The sequence below is a fragment of the Thermoactinomyces sp. DSM 45891 genome (assembly GCF_900119485.1).
GTDB lineage: Bacteria > Bacillota > Bacilli > Thermoactinomycetales > Thermoactinomycetaceae > Baia.
The window spans coordinates 10882-27484 of sequence record NZ_FPJZ01000016.1; the positions used below are offsets into that span (position 1 = coordinate 10882).

A 16603-nucleotide genomic window follows, 5' to 3' on the forward strand; every position below is an offset into this window, starting at 1 on the left:
GCGGATGGTGCAGACGGCGCTACAGGACCTCAAGGAGATACCGGGCCTCAAGGACCGACGGGCGCGGATGGTGTAGACGGCACTACAGGACCTCAAGGTGCTACCGGGCCTCAAGGTGCTACCGGGCCTCAAGGTGCTACCGGGCCTCAAGGACCGACGGGTGCGGATGGTGCAGACGGTACTACGGGACCCCAGGGAGACACGGGACCTCAAGGTGCTACAGGACCTACTGGTGCCACAGGGGCTGGACCTCAAGGACCTACAGGACCTACTGGTGCCACAGGGGCTGGACCTCAAGGACCTACGGGACCTACGGGAGCTAATTTGATGGCTAATAATGCAAGATTCGCTCCTAGTGGGACAGTTTCTACTGGATCGCTCGGACCGGTTGCTCTTGCTCCAGTATTTAATAACAGTAATGGAAGTATCAGTCTAAGTGGTAATAATATCGTCTTATCTCCGAATAGCGTTTATTATGCTTCTGTAGATCTTCGAGGAACTTATACTCCATCAACAGATGGTTTAACAGTTGTAGAATTGCTCGCAAATATGAATGGTGGCGGAGGAACTGTTATGACAGATCAATATTCTTCCGCGGGGATGACAGGAGTTCAAAATCCAAATGTCTGGACTGTAAATGCATCAGGATTAATACAGACTACTCCTGCAAGCACACAACTTTCACTTTCTCTTCAGATTTCACCTCAATCTGGCGGATCTGCGGCATTTACTGTAAATAGAAGTAATGTAAGCATTATACAAATCGCATAGTATATCCCAAATATCATTTTTTTGGTAAAGTAAAAAGAAATTACCCTTTGTATTTTGGTTGATGGTACACCCCATCCTCCTACTACAAAAGGGCGATTTCTTTTTACTTTACCCATTTACAGGCTTTTATTCATAAAGATAACCTGCTCGAAGCAAAGTCCGAAAGGACGGGATTCAATGAAATCGTATGAAAACACCACAACACCCATTCATTCGGAGGAAACAAGCAATGGGCGCGATGAACGACTTGCAGATCATTTGATGTAAAACACCCTTTATTTCATAAACAAACGATTTGAATGTACAAAAAAAGCCTTCCCACAGTTTAGAGGGTCGGCCGGTTGCTTCCACTACGCTTGAAGCTTTTTCGCTAGACGGGACTTCTTACGAGCCGCTGCGTTTTTGTGTAATAGACCTTTGGTTACTGCTTTATCCAAAGAACGGCTAGCCTCTTGTAAGGCTTGAACAGCTAGGTCTTTGTTGGAAGCATCAACTGCGGTGATATACTTTTTCACAGAAGTACGAACAGCGGATTTTTGAGCCGCATTGCGTTCGCGACGTACCTCGTTGGTTTTAGCGCGTTTAATAGCAGATTTAATGTTAGCCAATGAATTCACCTCCAGAGAAAACGTTACGCATCTCATTACGTGCAACATGCAACATTTTAACATGCGTATTGGTAAAAAGCAACCAATACAGAGAATTAGAAGATCCATCCTGGGTCAAAATACCATAGAGAAGAAAAGGATGAAAGTAGGTATATTATGAACCAAGAACATCAAATTCAGCTACCCCCGTATTCGATTCGGACGGATCTAGCTCGTGAGGCGCATGAAATGGCAGTTCAAAAGCATCACGAAAAAGGACAAATTCAGATATCGGGTGTTCGAATCGAAGAGACAAAAGATCAAGGAATTACGACTAGCTGGATTTGGGTTGACAATCAAGCTGGCGCACAAGAACTGGGGAAAATGCCCGGAACCTATCTTACGATTGAAGTGCCTGCCCTACGAGGTAAAGATTCTGTTCTCCAACAGAGAGTAGCAAAACACTTTGCTAAGGAATTTTCTCGTTTCCTTCACGAAGTTGGAATTGGCTCAGATGCTTCTTGTTTGTTAGTAGGATTAGGTAATCGAAATGTAACAGCGGATGCACTAGGACCTTTAGTAGTCGAACATTCTATGATTACGAGACATTTATTTCTATTAGCTCCTGAACAAGTAGCGGAAGGATATCGTTCAGTCGGAGGAATCGCACCCGGGGTACTCGGCACGACAGGGATGGAGACGAGCGAAATTATCAATGGAATCGTGCAACATGCTAAGCCCGATTTCGTTATCGTGTTTGACTCTCTAGCGGCACGCGCCTTAAATCGTGTAAATACAACGATTCAAGTGGCGGATACAGGTATTCATCCTGGATCAGGAGTAGGAAATAATCGCAAGGCAATAAACAAAGAGACCCTAGGAATTCCTGTTATTGCAATCGGAATTCCTACGGTGGTGGACGCTGTTACGATCGCTCATGATACGATTGATTATGTATTATCCCATGTAAGTCGTGAGATGCAGGGGGTCAAAAATAACCCACTTGATCCTTACAATCGTCCAACTGTTCGTGATCTACAATCGCATGAGGTTCCGTTAGAGACACGTAATCGCATGATGGGCATGATTGGGAAGTTAAGCCCAGAGGACAAGCGAGGATTGATTAAAGAGGTATTGCAGCCATTGGGACAAAACTTAATTGTAACGCCGAAAGAAGTGGATGAATTTATTGGCGATATGGCGAAGCTGGTTGCACTTGGTGTTAACTGTGCCCTGCATCCAGCTGTAAACAATGAGAATGCTTCGATGCATATGCATTAGGATTTCATTAGAAGCAAAGTGCTGTCTCCTAAGCTCATTGCCCCTATTCCATTCTCATATATTGATCTTTCGGCAATGGTATAAAAAATGAGCGATTTTCTAAAATAGAGGGTCGCTCATTTTTTATGACAACTATTTACAACCATACAACGATTGCAAATAAGAAACCGCAAACTTATGAGCTGATTCTGCAGGGAATAGGTAACATTCTCCTTTACCAATGAGGCTATTTACACAATCAGGCTCCTCTTTCCATTTCTCCCCCATAGCTACAAACGGCTCCGCATCTACTTCTATATGTGAAAACGACTTCCAGACTCTTACACCATCTTCAATCATAGCGCATGCGTACGTGGTTATAGGAATATTGCACTCATACTCCGCACGATGCCAGAAGGTAGTTGTCTCTAGGGCAGAGCCTAGATGAAGAACATATCCCTTTTTCCCTAATAAGCGATCTAAGGGTGAATCGGGTCCAAAACCGATATTAATCGTGTGATGAGCGAGGATCTCAGCGGCATCTTTTCCCCAGGCGGCAAATGACCACACAGGATGTTTACTTCGAAGCACTCCAGGAAGAGTGCGAAATAATTCAGGAACGACCCCCATCCCCATAGTAGGTGTATGAGATGGATCATAGGGGGGCATGTGTTCTCGAATGGATTCCCACCAATCCTCCGGCGCTGGTGGGGCAACCCAATGGGCAGGGTCAGAATTACCAGGGGTTTGTGTAGGCATGAGAATCGTCCCTTGATCCGTTACGATTTCCATTAGTGCGCGACATACTACTTCCGCACCTCCACATACCCAACCTAGTTTTGATAAAGAGGAGTGGACAATCAGTGTCATTCCTTTGTATACCCCGAGGTTGTGGAGATCCTCTTTCAATGAGGTGAGAGTGATCATAGGTCCTTGTAGTGGTTCCATCACGTTATGCTCCTTTTCAGATAAATTAATAATATGGCAATACCCTAATTCTAGTTAAAGAAACATTTGAGTCTCATATTCTAGTTCTATCAACTTCTACTCTCTCATAAGGTGTAAGAGAAACCACAACTGTGGGAGGAATAGAGTTGAAAAAATGGAATTTTGCTAGTTTCACTTCGGTAAATATGTCTGGACAACGTGTCCGTCGAAACTTTGTGATTTTAATGTTGTGCACAGCAGTCATCTTTATGATCGCGGGGGGCTTTGCTGTTTTACAGGCGAAAGTTACGACCCACACAACAGACGGGAACCCTCTTACCTCCCATGTATCAAATCAAACTCTCATCTCTTTATTAGGAGGAAATATTCCTTACTTAAATGAGAGTGTCCAAACGCCTAGCAGAGATAGTTTGATCTCTAGACTCGCTTTGGAACTAATGATGAGCATTGATATAAAAGATCCACGTACCTTTCTCGGTCATGAATTGCCTAGTTTTGCGCTGTTTGATACAGAGATTTATCTAGCGAGTGAGGATGTAACCTTTGATTCCATTCCAATCGATACACCTCCTGATGCGAAGATTGAAGACCAGATCGCGAAGGCCATTGAAAAGGCGGTCCAGAGCGGTGAGTTACCGGATGATCCGAAGAAATTGGTGGGGGCGGGTCCTGGTACTAAGAAAGTATTTATTTATCATTCCCATTTTTCAGAGTCGTTTCTACCAGAGATAGGGAGTACGAATCCTAACTCGGCCAGTCATATGAGCAAAAATATCACAATGGTGGGAAAAAGACTGCAGCAGGAATTAGCCAAGATGAATATCGGTTCGATTGCATCCAATAAACCCTATCCCTATACCACCGCTTATGCGATGTCGAAGCAGACAGTGATAGCTGCGATGAAACAAGAAAAAGAGTTGGAGTATTTTATCGATATTCACAGAGATTCACAGAGAAGAGATCATACTACTAAGACTTACAATGGAAAGACATATGCTAGATTTGCTTTTGTAGTAGGGAAAGCTAGTAAAAACTATGCTCAGAACCTAAAACTAGCAGAGTATCTGCATAAAGAGATGAATCGACTTTACCCGGGGCTATCAAGAGGTGTGTTCCAAAAGCCGAAGACAAGAGGGACGAATGGCGAGTACAATCAATCACTCTCTCCTAATTCGATGCTTGTCGAAGTTGGTGGAATTGATAATAATTTTGAAGAAACGTATCGAGCGGTTGATGTTTTGGCAAAAGTGTTAGGTGAGAGGATTGTGGACGCTACCCCTGCAAAAGGAACCGTCCCCTCCACCAAGGAGAAGAAGTGAGGTGTCTTCTATGCGCTGGATGATTCAATCAGTCAGCTTACTGGTAATGTTAATCTTAGGTATTTTCCTTGGGATTGATTCTGCAGAGAAGAACATGCAGAAGATGCAGGGAACAGAAGGTGCTCCCCGGGCAGTTCAGGTTACCCCTACAGATGGGAAAGTACAAATTCAGGTACTAGGGAAAGATGTGATTCTAAACAAAAATGATTCTTTGTTTGAGGATCCTTCTTCACCTTCAGAATCTTCGACCCCGACCCCGGCTGAATCAGAGAAACCGAAAGCACAGTCGTCTTCCCTTCCACAACCCAATACAGATGCCGAGGTAAGTGGTGGCAGTAGCCTAGCTCAGTTTGGCAATGAACTAGGTGGAGGATTAAAGACGACGACTCGTAAGGTGCTAGATTTCATGTTTGGTTGGACAAGTAATGGGTCGAATCTATCTGAACCTCATATACAGGGCTCAGATTCCGGTACAACTCCTCCATAAGGGGGGTTGTATTTTTTATGTTTTCTTTCACCTAGCAAAAGCCAATCCCCCTCTGTTATAATAAGAAAATGCAATTCGTGCGCCTAAGTAAGCAGGAGGTAACGGGATGGATAGAAAAGAACGTCAGCAACACACCCGTAACTTTTCCATTATTGCTCATATTGACCACGGAAAGTCGACTTTAGCAGATCGCATTCTCGACTTTACTGGGGCTTTGAGTGAACGGGAAAAACAAAATCAATTCCTAGATAAAATGGATTTGGAACGTGAACGTGGAATTACGATTAAATTACAATCAGTTCGGCTTCCCTATAAAGCAAAAGACGGAAACGAATATATCTTGAACCTAATTGATACACCTGGACATGTAGACTTTTCCTATGAAGTATCGCGTAGTTTGCAGGCATGTGAGGGAGCATTACTTGTGGTTGATGCGGCCCAAGGTGTAGAAGCACAAACCCTCGCTAATGTATACTTAGCTTTGGAAAACGAGCTAGAGATCGTTCCGGTTATTAATAAGATTGACCTGCCCGCCGCCGATCCAGAGCGTGTGAAGCAAGAGGTAGAAGATGTAATCGGTTTGGATGCGAGTGATGCCGTTTTAGCATCTGCAAAAGCAGGCATCGGGATCGAAGAGATTTTAGAACAGATCGTAGAAAAAGTACCACCACCAGAAGGGGACCCAGATGCTCCTCTACAAGCACTCATTTTTGATTCCTTCTATGATGCATATAAAGGTGTCATTGTCTACATGCGTGTCGTGAATGGCTCGGTACGTAAAGGCATGAAGATTAAAATGATGGCGACAGAAGCTGTGTTTGAGGTGACGGAGGTAGGAGCATACACTCCTCATCCAGTAGCATTAGATGAGCTTTCGGTGGGAGATGTTGGATTTATTGTAGCCAACATTAAAAATGTGAAGGATACTCGAGTGGGGGATACCATTACAGATGCAAGTCGTCCAGCCATTGAGCCACTACCAGGTTATCGGAAGACGAATCCGATGGTATTCTGTGGATTGTATCCAGTTGAATCCAATGAATATGAGGACCTCCGTGAGGCATTGGAGAAATTAGAGCTAAATGATGCGTCACTTGCGTATGAGCCTGAGACTTCCAATGCACTTGGTTTTGGCTTCCGTTGCGGGTTCTTGGGACTCCTTCACATGGAAATCATCCAAGAGCGCATCGAGCGTGAATTTAACATTAACTTGATTACAACGGCGCCAAGTGTTGTGTATCGAGTTCATCATACAGATGGGACGACAATCGACATTGAAAACCCATCTTTATTCCCGCCTCAACAAAAACTAGATCGTGTCGAAGAGCCTTATGTCAAAGCAACGGTACTTGTTCCCAATGACTATGTTGGAACGATCATGGAGCTCTGTCAGAATAAGCGTGGTAACTATATGGATATGAGCTATCTGGATGCGAATCGGGTACAGATTGTGTATGAATTACCACTTGCTGAGATCGTGTATGACTTCTTTGATCAATTGAAGTCGAGTACCAAAGGTTATGCTTCGTTTGATTATGAGATGATTGGCTATAAAGAATCTAGCCTAGTGAAGATGGATATCTTGCTAAACGGAGAATCAGTGGATGCTTTATCCTTTATCGTTCACCGTGATCGTGCATACCATCGTGGACGGATTTTAGTAGAGAAGTTACGTAAACTCATCCCACGTCAAATGTTCGAAGTGCCAATTCAAGCCACGATTGGACAAAAAGTAGTCGCGCGTGAGACGATTAGTGCCATTCGCAAAAATGTATTGGCAAAATGTTACGGTGGAGATATCAGTCGGAAGCGGAAATTGCTAGATAAGCAAAAAGAAGGAAAAAAGAGGATGAAAGCAGTTGGTTCCGTAGAGGTTCCACAAGAAGCATTCATGGCTGTCCTTCAAGTAGATGACGATAAATAGATAAACATGCCGTGATGTGGAGTTTTCTAACCACACACGGTTTTTTCTATGGAGGTAATCAAATGGCTCCAAAAGCAATTTATTTGCACATACCATTCTGTACTCATAAATGTTTCTACTGTGATTTTACTGCATATGTAGTCGAAGGACAGCCAGTAGAAGAGTACTTGACTGCGATCGATCGCGAGATGGCGGTCACGGTGAACCAAGTTCCTCCTGAAGAGATTGATGCGATCTTTATCGGTGGCGGGACACCAACTGTGCTAACTCCATCCCAGATGAAACGGTTTTTAACAAGTATTCGTCAACATTTCCCTAATTGGTCTCCACATATTGAGTATACGATAGAAGCCAATCCAGGTACGACAACCCCAGAACTTCTTGATGTAATGAGAGAGGGTGGGATCAATCGGATTAGCTTTGGTGCTCAAACCTTTCGTGAGGAACTATTAAAAGATATAGGCCGCATTCATGGGGTGTCTGATATAGAGCGAAGTGTGCGGCAGGCGAGAGAGGCTGGATTCGAGAATCTCTCCCTGGATTTAATGTTTGGATTACCTAAACAGACTGTACAGGATGTCCAAGATACATTAGAACGAGCCGTAGCACTTCAACCTGAGCACTTTTCTGCATATAGTTTAAAAGTGGAGGAAGGTACACTCTTTCATCACCTATATGAACGCAAAGAACTGCCTCTACCTAATGAAGATGATGAAGCGCAAATGTATCTTCTGACCCGGCTGTATTTGGATCAGAATGGTTATGGTCAATATGAAGTAAGTAATTTTGCCAAGCCGGGTAAAGCGAGTCGGCATAACAAAACATATTGGTATAACGAGGAGTACTATGGGCTGGGAACGGGTGCTCATGGTTATATGAATGGTGTGCGATTTGCCAATATCAAAGGGGTAAAGGAATATAATGTCCGTTTGCAAAAAGGTGAGCGTCCTGTAGCAGAGTCTTATCAAGTCGATCGCAATGAAGATATCGAGAATTTCATGATTCTAGGACTTCGTCTTATGGAAGGGGTAAGCAAAGATACATTTCGTGAGCGTTACCATCTTGATATGGAAAAGGTATTTGGTCATGTATTTGAGCCTTGGATTGAGAAAGGTTTATTACAGTGGCAAGGGGATCGACTTGTTTTAACTGAGCAGGGATTGATGTTTGGCAATGATGTTTTTGCGTCATTTTTAGAAAATGCTCGAATTGATTAGGTTTGTTCGTTGACATTTATTTAGACATTTTGGTAAGTTAAATGTAGTATTTTAGCACTCAACTAACTAGAGTGCTAACGAGGGGGGAGGCAGATGTTAACAGAGCGGCAAAAGCGTATTCTCTGGGCGATTTGTGAAGATTATATTGAGTCAGCGGAGCCTGTTGGTTCTCGTTCTGTATCGAAGAAGGATGACGTAGGTTTTAGTGCAGCAACAATTCGGAATGAGATGGCTGATTTAGAAGAGATGGGTTTTTTAGAGCAACCGCATACATCTGCCGGTCGGATTCCTTCACAGCAAGGATACCGATTCTATGTGGATCATCTTCTCACCCCTCAGATCTGGGGCGATGAGGAGATCCATGCGATCCATAATCTCTTTCAAAAAGATACTACCCATATTGAGCAAGCAATTGAGCATACTTCTGAACTGTTGTCTCAACTAACCAACTATACATCTGTTGTCATTGGTCCTAAGCTTCAAGACCATCGGTTGAGACATTTACAGATGATCCCTCTTACAGAACACAGTGCAGTATTTATTATCGTAACTGATCTAGGCCATGTGAACCAACAACGGGTCTTGCTCCCAGAAGGTATGTCTATTTCTGTGATGGAGCGCTTAGTGAATTTACTAAACAAACGACTACAGGGAATCTCTTTGTCTAAGTTACGTCTTGTAGTAGAGCGGGATCTCACAGATGAGTTAACTCGCTATGTAGCTGAGTATGGTAACATGATCTTCCTACTTGACCAGATGTTAGCTCCCCAGCAAGAAAATCGTATTTATACGAGTGGTACTACCAAGATGTTAGACCAACCTGAGTTTCGAGATTTACACAAAATGAAATCGTTGTTAGACTTGCTAGATGGGAAAAATCAATCGATTATTCAGTTGCTAAATTCCTCACCTTCAAGTGGTGTACAAGTGAAAATAGGGAATGAAACTTCGATTGAGGGAGCGAATCATATTAGTTTGATTATCGCTTCGTTTACCCTCGATTCAGAGTCCATTGGTGCGATCGGAGTTTTAGGACCTACTCGTATGGAATATGCCAAAGTAATTGGCCTGATGGATATCATCTCAAAAGATATTTCCAAGCGTCTCACAGAATTCTATGAAAAATAATCCTTTTTTCGTATAATCAAAGGTGTTCATGAATAGGGAAGGAAGTAAGCCAACGTGCCTGACAACAAAGAGCATGTAAGAATCGAGTCTGGTGAGAATCGCCAATTACAAGCACTACAATCAAACGCAGCGGCTGTAAAGGCAGTGGCTTCAGCAGTGGAGTCTACAATTGGTCCTAAAGGTTTGGATACGATGCTAGTCAATGAGGCTGGGGAAGTGATCATCACCAATGATGGGGTTACGATTTTAGATCGCATGGAAGTGAGTCACCCAGCGGCGAAGATGATCGTTAATGTAGCCAAAGCACAGCAGGCTGAGGTAGGAGATGGAACCACAACGGCTACTCTCCTAGCCACAGCAATTGTGGATGAAGGTGTGAAACAGGTAGCGCGTGGTGTGCCAGTAGTCAAGGTGATTGCAGGTATTCAGCGCGCGGTTCGATACGCCTTACATAAAATGAAAGAAAAAGCTCGTCCTATCAGGGAGCTAGAGGACGATTGGTTACAGCGAATCGCATTTACAGCGAGCCGTGAAAATGAGGATATTACAGTGGCTGTCATGGAAGCGGTTCATCTAGTAGGACGTGATAAGCTACTGGAAAACAGTTTTAGACTTTCGCAAGCTGTGGTAGCTCATCCGAGGGCAACAAGTGCTGTATTCTCGGGAATTCTTCTAAACAAAACGAGAGCAAATCTCCAGATGCCAAGATATTTAGAAAATGCTCAAGTTCTTGTGCTCGCTGATTCACTTGAACCAGAATGGGTAGATGATGAGTCACTCAGTACGGAAGCTGGCTTTAACAAACAAGAGTATCTTCGCAAGCAATTTCTTGCTGCTCTTGAATCTTTGATGGGGCTAGGTGTAAAGTTAATTATTACCTCTAGAGGATTAGATTCACTAGCTGAGGATATTTTGACCGATTCTGGAATAATGGTTATTCAAAGAGTGGTACCAGATGAGCTTCAAAAAGTAGCTGAACATACAAATGCTAAGATATTAAAGCGCAATGCCCTCTATAAGCCTATAGAAGAAATTAAGTCCTATCTAGGTCTTGCTGAAGAAGTAGAAGATAACGATGTATTAGAGAGAGTTCGAATCAGTGGCGGTAAAGGAAAGCCATTTGCCACCATTTTGGTTAGTGCTGCTACGGATGAAGTAGTAGAAGAACGGGAGCGAATTACGAAAGATGCCGCTTCTGCTGTGCAAGCCGCTGTTCGAGGGGGCTATCTACCTGGTGGTGGAGCACTCGAACTCTCCCTCGCAAGAGACGTAGAAAAGTTCCGCGAAACCGTACAGGGAATGGAACGATTTGGTGTGGGCGTTGTCTCAGAGGCATTGCTAAGACCGATGACACAGGTAGTTGCCAATGCTGGATTTAACCCATTAGAAAAAATTGAAATGGTAAAGGCATTGCAACTCAAGAGAGAATCGGATTCTCTAGGTATTGACTGCGATCGTGGTGTCGTGGTAGATATGGTCGAGATGGGAGTAGTTGACCCATTATTAATTAAGTTTCATGCATTAGGAACGGCTGGTGAAGTAGCTACAGCCATATTACGAATTCATTCGATTGTTCGGATGAAGAATTATTAGAAGAGGAGGGGGACTATGTCAAAAGAGTATTTAGACCCTTCGCAGGCAGAAAACACAACACATGAAGATGTAACCCAAGAGGATGTAGCCGAAGAATCTTCTTCCGCTCAAGAGCAGGTGCTGACTCCTGAAGAATTGCTACTAGACCAATTAGAGCAATCTCAGGTTCAATTGAAGGAGTTACATCAAAAAGTAGAAGAGCATCAGCAAAACTATCTTCGTGCTCTTGCTGATTTAGAAAATTATCGCCGTCGTGCTCGTAAGGAGAAGGAAGATATACTCAAGTATGCAAGCGTTCCCTTAGTTGAGTCACTCCTACCCGTACTTGATAATTTCGAGCGAGCATTAGATGCTGCAGATGGAAATCAAGATGTAAAAGTATTACAAGAAGGAATTGAAATGGTGTATCGTCAATTCCTACAGGCTTTGTCCAAGTCAGGACTTACTCTCATCGAAGCTGTAGGCAAACCATTTAATCCACATGAACACAATGCTGTAATGCAAGTAGAGATGGATGAGGTAGAGCCAGGGACGATTGTAGAAGAGTTACAGTCAGGCTATAAATTTTCAGATCGGATCATTCGTCCTTCCATGGTGAAAGTTTCCCAATAATGAAGGATTGAATGTAAAATAGGAGGTTAATTACATGGCTAAAATTATCGGTATTGACTTAGGAACAACTAACTCTTGTGTATCATTTATGGATGGGAATGAACCTGTTGTCATTCCAAATGAAGAGGGGGGCCGTACAACTCCTTCGATTGTGGGCTTTTCGAAAACTGGAGAACGTTTAGTTGGGGATGCTGCAAAACGTCAAGCTATTACCAATCCAGATAACACCATTATGTCGATTAAACGTTATATTGGAACGGATCATAAAACGACGGTAGACGGCAAAGATTACACTCCACAAGAAATCTCAGCTATGATTCTTCAAAAATTAAAAGCAGATGCAGAGGCGTATCTAGGTGAATCCGTGACACAAGCAGTTATCACCGTGCCTGCATATTTTAATGATAGTCAACGTCAAGCGACTAAAGATGCAGGTAAAATTGCGGGTCTTGAAGTACTTCGCATCATCAACGAGCCTACGGCTGCTGCGTTAGCATACGGCTTTGAGAAAAACGAAGACCAAACCATTCTTGTATTTGACCTAGGTGGCGGTACCTTTGACGTATCGATCTTATCTTTAGGCGATGGTGTGTTTGAAGTTCTTTCCACAAGTGGAGATAACAAGCTAGGTGGGGACGACTTTGACCAAGTGGTAATCGATTATCTAAAAGAGCAATTCAAAAAAGATAATGGTATTGACCTTTCTCATAACAGCATGGCGATGCAACGTCTGAAAGATGAAGCTGAAAAAGCGAAGAAAGCACTTTCGGGTGTTTTAACAACTACGATTTCTCTTCCATTCTTGACAATGGATGCAAACGGAGCTCCACTTCACTTAGAAGTTACGCTTACTCGTGCGAAGTTTGAGGAACTTAGCTCTGCATTGGTAGAACGTACGATGGTGCCCACTCGCCGTGCACTACAAGATGCGAACCTAACGGCAAATGATATTGATAAAGTAATCCTCGTAGGTGGTTCTACTCGGATTCCAGCTGTACAAGAAGCGATTAAAAAGCTAATCAACAAAGATCCATCTAAAGGTGTAAACCCTGATGAAGTAGTAGCGATGGGTGCAGCGATTCAAGGTGGCGTACTATCTGAAGATGTGACGGGAGTCGTTCTTCTCGATGTAACCCCTCTTTCACTCGGGATTGAAACCTTAGGTGGCGTATTTACAAAGCTGATTGATCGTAACACGACGATTCCAACAGAGAAGTCCCAAGTGTTCTCTACCGCTGCTGATAATCAAACTTCTGTAGACATCCATGTCTTACAAGGTGAGCGTCAAATGGCGGGTGATAACAAAACACTAGGTCGTTTCCAATTGACAGGTATTCCACCAGCACCACGTGGCCTTCCACAAATTGAAGTAACCTTTAAAATCGATGCAAACGGGATTGTAAACGTTGGCGCGAGTGATAAAGCAACAGGTAAATCTCAAAATATCACGATTCAATCCTCGTCCGGATTATCAGATGAAGAGATCGAACGCATGGTACAAGATGCAGAACTTCATGCTGATGAAGATAAAAAGCGAAAAGAACAAGTGGAAACCCTCAATAAAGCAGATCAGTTGATCTTTACAGCTGAGAAAACTGTAAAAGAAATCGGTGACAAAGTGGAAGCTTCTCTAGTGGAAGAAGTAGAGAAAGCGAAAGAAGAGTTAAAAGCAGTCTTGAGCAGTGAAGATCAAGATATGGAGAAAGTCGAAGCCGCAACGACCGTGTTAGAAGAAAAAGTGCAAGCTCTATCGATCAAGCTTTACGAACAACAAGCTCAAGAGGCACAAGCTGCGCAAGCAGAGCAAGAAGATGGTAAGAAAGAAGAGCCAAAGAAAAACGTTGTTGACGCTGAGTACGAAGAAATCTAGAACGGAATTCAAGGTGGGAGAGGTGACTTGGTGAGCAATCGTAACTTCTATGAAGTACTTGGAGTAGAAAAAGGTGCTTCAGATGATGATATTCGCAAGGCTTATCGGAAACTTGCTCGTAAGTACCATCCTGACGTAAATAAAGAACCAGACGCTGAAATAAAGTTTAAAGAAGTAAAAGATGCGTATGAAGTGCTGGGGGATGCTCAGAAACGTTCTAACTACGATCAATTTGGTACGGCGGAGCCAGGCGGATTTGCTGGTGGAGGAGCAGGGTTCAATCAAGACTTTGGATTTGGTGATATCTTTGATATGTTTTTTGGTGGGGGAAGAAGGGCAAACCCTAACGCCCCTCGCCAAGGAGCAGATCAAGAAGTACGAATCCAAATTGAATTTAAAGATGCTGTGTTTGGAAAAAGTGTGGATGTGCTCATTACAGTTCCCGACAATTGTGATGCTTGTCGTGGAACGGGTGCAAAAGAGGGTAGTGAGCCAGAAGTTTGTACATCTTGTCACGGTAGCGGACAACAAGAAGTGGTTCAAAACACCCCATTTGGTCGTGTTGTAAACCGTCGAGTTTGCCAAAACTGTCAAGGAACGGGTAAAATCATTCGCGAGAAATGTGAACCATGTGCGGGTGCAGGTCGAGTTAAGAAAAAGCGAAAAATCCCTGTTAACATTCCTGCAGGGGTGAATGATGGCGATCAATTACGGGCAGTAGGTGAAGGAGAACCAGGAATTAACGGTGGCCCTTCTGGTGACCTATATGTCACGATTTTTGTGAAGAAACATGATTTCTTTACACGTGAAGGATATGATCTCACCTGTGAAGTGCCGATTAGCTTTGCACAAGCGGCATTGGGAGATGAAATCGTAGTTCCAACCTTAGATGGTCGTGCTAAATTGAAGATTCCTGCTGGGACGCAAACGGGTACTGAATTCCGGATGCGTGCAAAAGGAGTACCGCATCATACCGGAGTTCAAGGTGATCTTCGTGTGATGGTGAAGCTTATTACCCCAACAAAGTTAACAGACGATCAAAAAGTAGCGCTACGTGAATTTAACCGCCTTTGTGGTGAGTATATCCACGAGCAGAACGATAACTTTTTTGATAAAATGAAAAAAGCATTTAAAAACGATTAAAGGAGAAGCGGGCGATGTTGCCCGTTTTTCTGTATCTAGGGGGACCTAGCTTGAAATGGACGGAAGTGTGTGTACATACGAATCATGAAGCGGTAGAAGCAATTAGTAATTTGTTAATTGAGTTAGGTGCAGATGGTGTATCGATCGAAGATTCTGAGGTGTTAACACGGAACTGGACGAATCAATATGGAGAGATTATCGATTTAAATCCAGATGATTATCCAGCAGAAGGTGTACGTATAAAGACGTATTTACCTGAGATGGAGTCAGGTGATGAGTTTATCTGTCAAGTAAAAACTGGATTACAAAATATAAAAGAGCTTGGTCTGGATGTAGGATTAGCCGAAGTCACAGGTAGGGAAGTAGATGAAGAAGAATGGGCAAATGAATGGAAGCAGTATTACAAGCCCATTCGAGTAACGGAGAAACTTACTATTAAGCCATTTTGGGAAGAATATACCCCAACTAGTGAAACGGAACAAATAATTGAGCTAGACCCTGGCATGGCATTTGGGACTGGAACGCATCCAACTACAACATTATCGATGAAACTAATGGAAAAATATCTGCATCCAAACTGTACGGTAGTCGATGTGGGATGTGGAAGTGGAATTTTAAGTATTGCAGCTGCCAAATTAGGGGCAAAGCAAGCTATAGCATTAGATCTTGATCCGATCGCAGTGAAGAGTGCCAGTGAGAATGTAGAGTTAAATGGTGTTCAAGAGATCGTTCATGTGAAAGAAGGAGATTTACTAAAGGGGATGGGTGAACGCACGAATATAGTAGTAGCCAATATCTTAGCTGAAATCATCGTATTGTTTACACATGATTTACCTCGTGTGCTAGTACCAGGTGGTATCTTTATTGGATCTGGTATTATTGAAGAGAAAGCGGACCTGGTTATCCAGTCGCTTAAGACCAACGGCCTTCAGGTATTGGAAACGGTTCACCAAGACGGTTGGGTAGCGATTGCGGCGAAAAAATGGTAAACTGGTAGGAGTTTTGTATGCAAAGATACTTTATCGATCCAGCACAGATCGTGGATCAAACCATTCATATTATAGGTGATGATGTTCATCACATAAAAACCGTGATGCGCTCTAAACCAGGAACTACAATCCTCGTAGCAGATGGAACAGGGGTCGAATACATCGCGGAAATAGAGAACTACGACCCGGATCGTGTATGTTGTCGTGTGGTAGAAACGAGAAATGCGCATGGAGAATCACATACTCGTGTAACTATTGCTCAATCGATGCCCAAAGGGGATAAGTTTGAGTTGATTTTGCAAAAAGGTACAGAGCTTGGAGCTAGTCGCTTTCTTCCCTTTCATTCAGAACGAACTGTGGTAAAGATTGAACAGAAGAAGGTAGCAAAAAAATGGGACCGTTGGCAAAAAATCTCCAAAGAAGCAGCAGAACAAGCGCATCGTGGACAAGTTCCCACTGTGGAGACACCAATTTTGTGGAAGCAACTATTGCAACACATTGAGTCATTTTCTGGTACGGTTTGGATTGCTTATGAAAAAGGTGGAAAACCCTTGACAGAAGCCATCTCTGAGACTCATGAGGATCAGATCATGGTGATAATTGGTCCAGAAGGTGGCTTCTCTGAGAAAGAAATAATGGAAGCAAAGCAGGCAGGGGCGATTCCCCTTTCTTTAGGAAATCGTATTTTACGTACAGAAACAGCTTCTCTAATGGTACTTTCCTGTATCTTTTTTGCTCGTCATGAACTTTAGGAG

14 protein-coding genes and 1 pseudogene are annotated in these 16603 nt (G+C 43.2%); 13 read left to right on the forward strand and 2 right to left on the reverse strand.

All coding sequences use genetic code 11. The features are described from left to right. Nucleotides 1-771 (forward strand): annotated as a pseudogene (locus BT147_RS11790) (hypothetical protein); the annotation flags it as partial. Between the two features lie 350 nt (nt 772-1121). On the opposite strand, the gene rpsT reads toward BT147_RS11790, so the two are convergent. Then, the gene (rpsT, locus tag BT147_RS11795) at nt 1122-1379 is read right to left on the reverse strand and encodes a 30S ribosomal protein S20 (protein ID WP_072335511.1); all 258 of its coding nucleotides are present in this window, start codon (nt 1377-1379) and stop codon (nt 1122-1124) included. A gap of 156 nt (nt 1380-1535) precedes the next feature. Here rpsT and gpr point away from each other — a divergent pair, with 156 nt between their 5' ends. Continuing rightward, nucleotides 1536-2639, forward strand: a complete 1104-nt coding sequence (gene gpr, locus BT147_RS11800) for a GPR endopeptidase (RefSeq protein WP_072335514.1) — start codon at nt 1536-1538, stop codon at nt 2637-2639. 132 nt (nt 2640-2771) lie between these two features. Here gpr and BT147_RS11805 read toward each other — a convergent pair whose 3' ends face one another. Continuing rightward, nucleotides 2772-3566: an AAC(3) family N-acetyltransferase gene (locus BT147_RS11805; RefSeq protein ID WP_072335517.1), complete on the reverse strand. Its 795-nt coding sequence runs from the start codon at nt 3564-3566 to the stop codon at nt 2772-2774. 146 nt (nt 3567-3712) lie between these two features. On the opposite strand from BT147_RS11805, the gene BT147_RS11810 reads away from it, so the two are divergent. From BT147_RS11810 to BT147_RS11860, 11 genes are all read left to right on the forward strand, one after another. Continuing rightward, complete coding sequence (locus tag BT147_RS11810; protein WP_072335520.1) at nt 3713-4885, forward strand: stage II sporulation protein P; 1173 nt, start codon at nt 3713-3715, stop codon at nt 4883-4885. A gap of 10 nt (nt 4886-4895) precedes the next feature. Then, nucleotides 4896-5372 (forward strand): DUF3679 domain-containing protein, encoded by a 477-nt coding sequence (locus BT147_RS11815; protein WP_286119430.1) that lies wholly within the window; start codon nt 4896-4898, stop codon nt 5370-5372. Nucleotides 5373-5478: 106 nt separating this feature from the next. Beyond that, on the forward strand, nt 5479-7296 hold the full coding sequence (lepA, locus tag BT147_RS11820; protein ID WP_072335535.1) for a translation elongation factor 4: 1818 nt from the start codon (nt 5479-5481) through the stop codon (nt 7294-7296). A 62-nt stretch (nt 7297-7358) separates the two neighbouring features. After that, nucleotides 7359-8513 carry a radical SAM family heme chaperone HemW gene (gene hemW, locus BT147_RS11825; RefSeq protein ID WP_072335538.1) on the forward strand — a complete coding sequence of 385 codons (1155 nt, stop codon included), beginning with the start codon at nt 7359-7361 and terminating at the stop codon, nt 8511-8513. Between the two features lie 93 nt (nt 8514-8606). Beyond that, nucleotides 8607-9641: a heat-inducible transcriptional repressor HrcA gene (gene hrcA, locus BT147_RS11830; RefSeq protein WP_072335541.1), complete on the forward strand. Its 1035-nt coding sequence runs from the start codon at nt 8607-8609 to the stop codon at nt 9639-9641. A gap of 54 nt (nt 9642-9695) precedes the next feature. After that, nucleotides 9696-11234, forward strand: coding sequence for a TCP-1/cpn60 chaperonin family protein (locus tag BT147_RS11835; protein ID WP_286119409.1), 1539 nt, complete (start codon nt 9696-9698; stop codon nt 11232-11234). A gap of 15 nt (nt 11235-11249) precedes the next feature. Beyond that, nucleotides 11250-11846 (forward strand): nucleotide exchange factor GrpE, encoded by a 597-nt coding sequence (gene grpE / locus BT147_RS11840; protein WP_072335544.1) that lies wholly within the window; start codon nt 11250-11252, stop codon nt 11844-11846. A gap of 34 nt (nt 11847-11880) precedes the next feature. Next, nucleotides 11881-13716 carry a molecular chaperone DnaK gene (dnaK, locus tag BT147_RS11845; RefSeq protein ID WP_072335547.1) on the forward strand — a complete coding sequence of 612 codons (1836 nt, stop codon included), beginning with the start codon at nt 11881-11883 and terminating at the stop codon, nt 13714-13716. Between the two features lie 27 nt (nt 13717-13743). Next, nucleotides 13744-14859, forward strand: coding sequence for a molecular chaperone DnaJ (gene dnaJ, locus BT147_RS11850; RefSeq protein WP_072335550.1), 1116 nt, complete (start codon nt 13744-13746; stop codon nt 14857-14859). Between the two features lie 50 nt (nt 14860-14909). Then, nucleotides 14910-15848 (forward strand): 50S ribosomal protein L11 methyltransferase, encoded by a 939-nt coding sequence (gene prmA / locus BT147_RS11855; protein WP_072335657.1) that lies wholly within the window; start codon nt 14910-14912, stop codon nt 15846-15848. Nucleotides 15849-15865: 17 nt separating this feature from the next. Next, nucleotides 15866-16600: a 16S rRNA (uracil(1498)-N(3))-methyltransferase gene (locus BT147_RS11860; protein ID WP_072335553.1), complete on the forward strand. Its 735-nt coding sequence runs from the start codon at nt 15866-15868 to the stop codon at nt 16598-16600. Nucleotides 16601-16603 lie beyond the last annotated feature (3 nt).